This is a genomic window from Chamaesiphon sp. OTE_75_metabat_556, from assembly GCF_031378165.1.
Taxonomy (GTDB): domain Bacteria; phylum Cyanobacteriota; class Cyanobacteriia; order Cyanobacteriales; family Chamaesiphonaceae; genus Chamaesiphon.
Genome location: NZ_JANNDR010000067.1, coordinates 1 through 2265, shown reverse-complemented (window position 1 = coordinate 2265; position 2265 = coordinate 1). Strand labels below are relative to the sequence as shown.

The 2265-nt window shown below is 46.4% G+C and carries 3 protein-coding genes and 1 pseudogene; all 4 read left to right on the top strand.

Annotated elements, in window-relative coordinates; genetic code table 11:
• A pseudogene (locus tag RMO27_RS03285) lies at window positions 1–1152 on the top strand (hypothetical protein); the annotation flags it as partial.
• A 193-nt stretch (window positions 1153–1345) separates the two neighbouring features.
• Window positions 1346–1582, top strand: coding sequence for a type II toxin-antitoxin system prevent-host-death family antitoxin (locus RMO27_RS03280; RefSeq protein WP_309729055.1), 237 nt, complete (start codon window positions 1346–1348; stop codon window positions 1580–1582).
• Window positions 1579–1965 (top strand): type II toxin-antitoxin system VapC family toxin, encoded by a 387-nt coding sequence (locus RMO27_RS03275; protein WP_309729053.1) that lies wholly within the window; start codon window positions 1579–1581, stop codon window positions 1963–1965. The genes RMO27_RS03280 and RMO27_RS03275 overlap by 4 nt, the downstream gene beginning before the upstream one ends.
• 49 nt (window positions 1966–2014) lie before the next feature.
• The gene (locus tag RMO27_RS03270) at window positions 2015–2146 is read left to right on the top strand and encodes a hypothetical protein (protein ID WP_309729051.1); all 132 of its coding nucleotides are present in this window, start codon (window positions 2015–2017) and stop codon (window positions 2144–2146) included.
• Window positions 2147–2265: the final 119 nt, after the last annotated feature.

Genomic DNA, 2265 nt, shown 5'->3' with positions numbered 1-2265 from the left:
ACAGCCCCAGAATCTGCCCGACTTCCCGCCATACATACCCAAAATTTAGTCAGTGTATTAGAAAAATTTGCTCGACAGCCACAACGCCTTGGTGATTTACAGGGTGAATACTACGCACTAGAAATGTGGCACGAAACTAATGCTCAAAAAGAGAATACCATTCGCCGTCAAACTACCTTTCCGCCTTCAATTGGGGAAGAACAGGGGAATGAAGTTAAAAATCTAATCCTCTCTGGCCCTCACTTCTTTGTCGGAAACCCGCTCAATAAAACATCACGGCAGGTTTGCACATTAAGTAGTCATTACGATATCATCGACCTCACCACCAGCCCTAATGATTATCTTCCCCGTACTAATTATGTCCCCGACTGCGATCCAATCGAGTATCGCCGCCGCACTCCTAAAGTACCTTGGGGTGACAAAAATCCCGTAACTAATTTTTATCGATTTGTTGCTCGTCGTCAATTAAGTCAATCAGGAGAAAGAACCTTTATCGGAGCGATAATGCCCAAAGGATCTGCCCATGTTCATCCAGTTATTTCAACAACTTTTAAAAATTCAGAGCAGCTAATTAAATTTACTGGTTTATCTAGCTCAATTGTTTATGACTTTTACATCAAGACTACTGGTAAATCTGACTTATACGAATCAATATTAAGATTATTACCATTACCAGAAACCGATCGCAATCTTACTATCCGCACCCTCGCCCTAAATTGCCTCACCACCCACTACGCCGAACTCTGGCAAGACTGCTGGCAACCTGAATTCAGCCAAACCCAATGGAGTAAACCAGATCCGCGCCTACCCAACACCTTTTGGTCGCACCTCACCCCCACCTGGCAGCGTAACTGTGCCCTCCGCACTGACTACAGCCGCCGTCAGGCATTAGTCGAAATCGACGTATTAGTGTCAATGGCACTCGGTTTAACCCTAGAAGAACTGAATTACCATCTACCGCGTCCAATTTCCCGTCATGCAACAATACGAACGGGAAACCTACTTCGACCAAAACGGGCGAATCGTCTTCACCACCAGCAAAGGCTTAGTCGGTGTCGGCTTACCCCGCAAAGGCAACAAAAAAACCCAAACCGTAGAAATTACCACCACCGACGATACCCTCCCCACAGGTGCGTATCAACGGACGATTAGCTACCAAGCACCCTTCGATAAATGCGACAGGGTAGAAGACTACCGCACCGCCTGGGAGTACTTCAGCCATGCTTAGAGTGAAGCAGCGAAAAGGCGATCCGGTACTTACCCTCAACCTACCCCTTGTATAATGAATTCAGCTAAAATCGTTTATATTACATGACGTTCGCGAAGCGTACTGGAGGAGATCGTTATGACAATGAGTATCACGGTTGAAGAAGCTACCACCAGCTTGCTCGATTTACTCGAACGGGTAAGTCATGGTGAAGACTTTACCATCCTCAAAGATGGTCGAGAAATTGCGCGGTTATCGCCTTCTACCGCCAGTTTACCCCCTAGAGTTCCGGGGACGGCGGCGGGAATGATTAAGATCGCCCCAGATTTTGACGATCCTTTACCCGACGATATCCTCGCGGGTTTTGAAGGATGAGAGCGTTATTAGATACACATACTTTCCTGTGGTGGGTGACGAATCAGCCACAGTTATCGGAGACGGTAAGCTCGATCTTGCGAGATCGACAGAATCAGATCTTTTTTAGTGCGGCTAGCGGGTGGGAAATTGCGATTAAAGCTCAACTAGGCAAGTTAGAAATCCCCAGTCAGCCTGAAGATTTTATTGCCAGTCAGTTAGAGCTTAATTCTTTTCAAGTTTTGCCAATCGAACTCAAACACGCTCTACATATCTATCATTTACCGACCCATCATAAAGATCCTTTCGACCGGATTTTGATTGCCCAAAGTCAGGTCGAAAATTTACCGTTGTTGACTTTAGATCCACAGATTATCAAGTATGGAATAAATGTCGTTTGGTAAATCTTGTAACCGTTTACTCTCTTTATGAAAGCCACTAGCTAATGAACAGATGATTCCTTCGATCGTCGCTCACCAATTACGGGACTGCGTTTCAGATTATTTTCCCACCACCTTTCGCGGCACTAGTCCTGGGTTTGATACCCTGATGGAGCGGTTTATCGCCCAGTCGGATGAGGAGTAGCCGCACTGCACCTGCGCTTGACTAATGAAATTGAAATATTGCGATCGGTCGATGGCGATCGTCTCCGCCAATTTATCTTCGGCATTCTCCACCACCTGCGCCAACGCGGGGGCATTTTG

Coding starts and splice junctions, on each gene's coding strand:
- RMO27_RS03280 (WP_309729055.1), top strand. CDS start 1,346: ATGACAATGAGTATCACGGTTGAAGAAGCTACCACCAGCTTGCTCGAT.
- RMO27_RS03270 (WP_309729051.1), top strand. CDS start 2,015: ATGATTCCTTCGATCGTCGCTCACCAATTACGGGACTGCGTTTCAGAT.
- RMO27_RS03275 (WP_309729053.1), top strand. CDS start 1,579: ATGAGAGCGTTATTAGATACACATACTTTCCTGTGGTGGGTGACGAAT.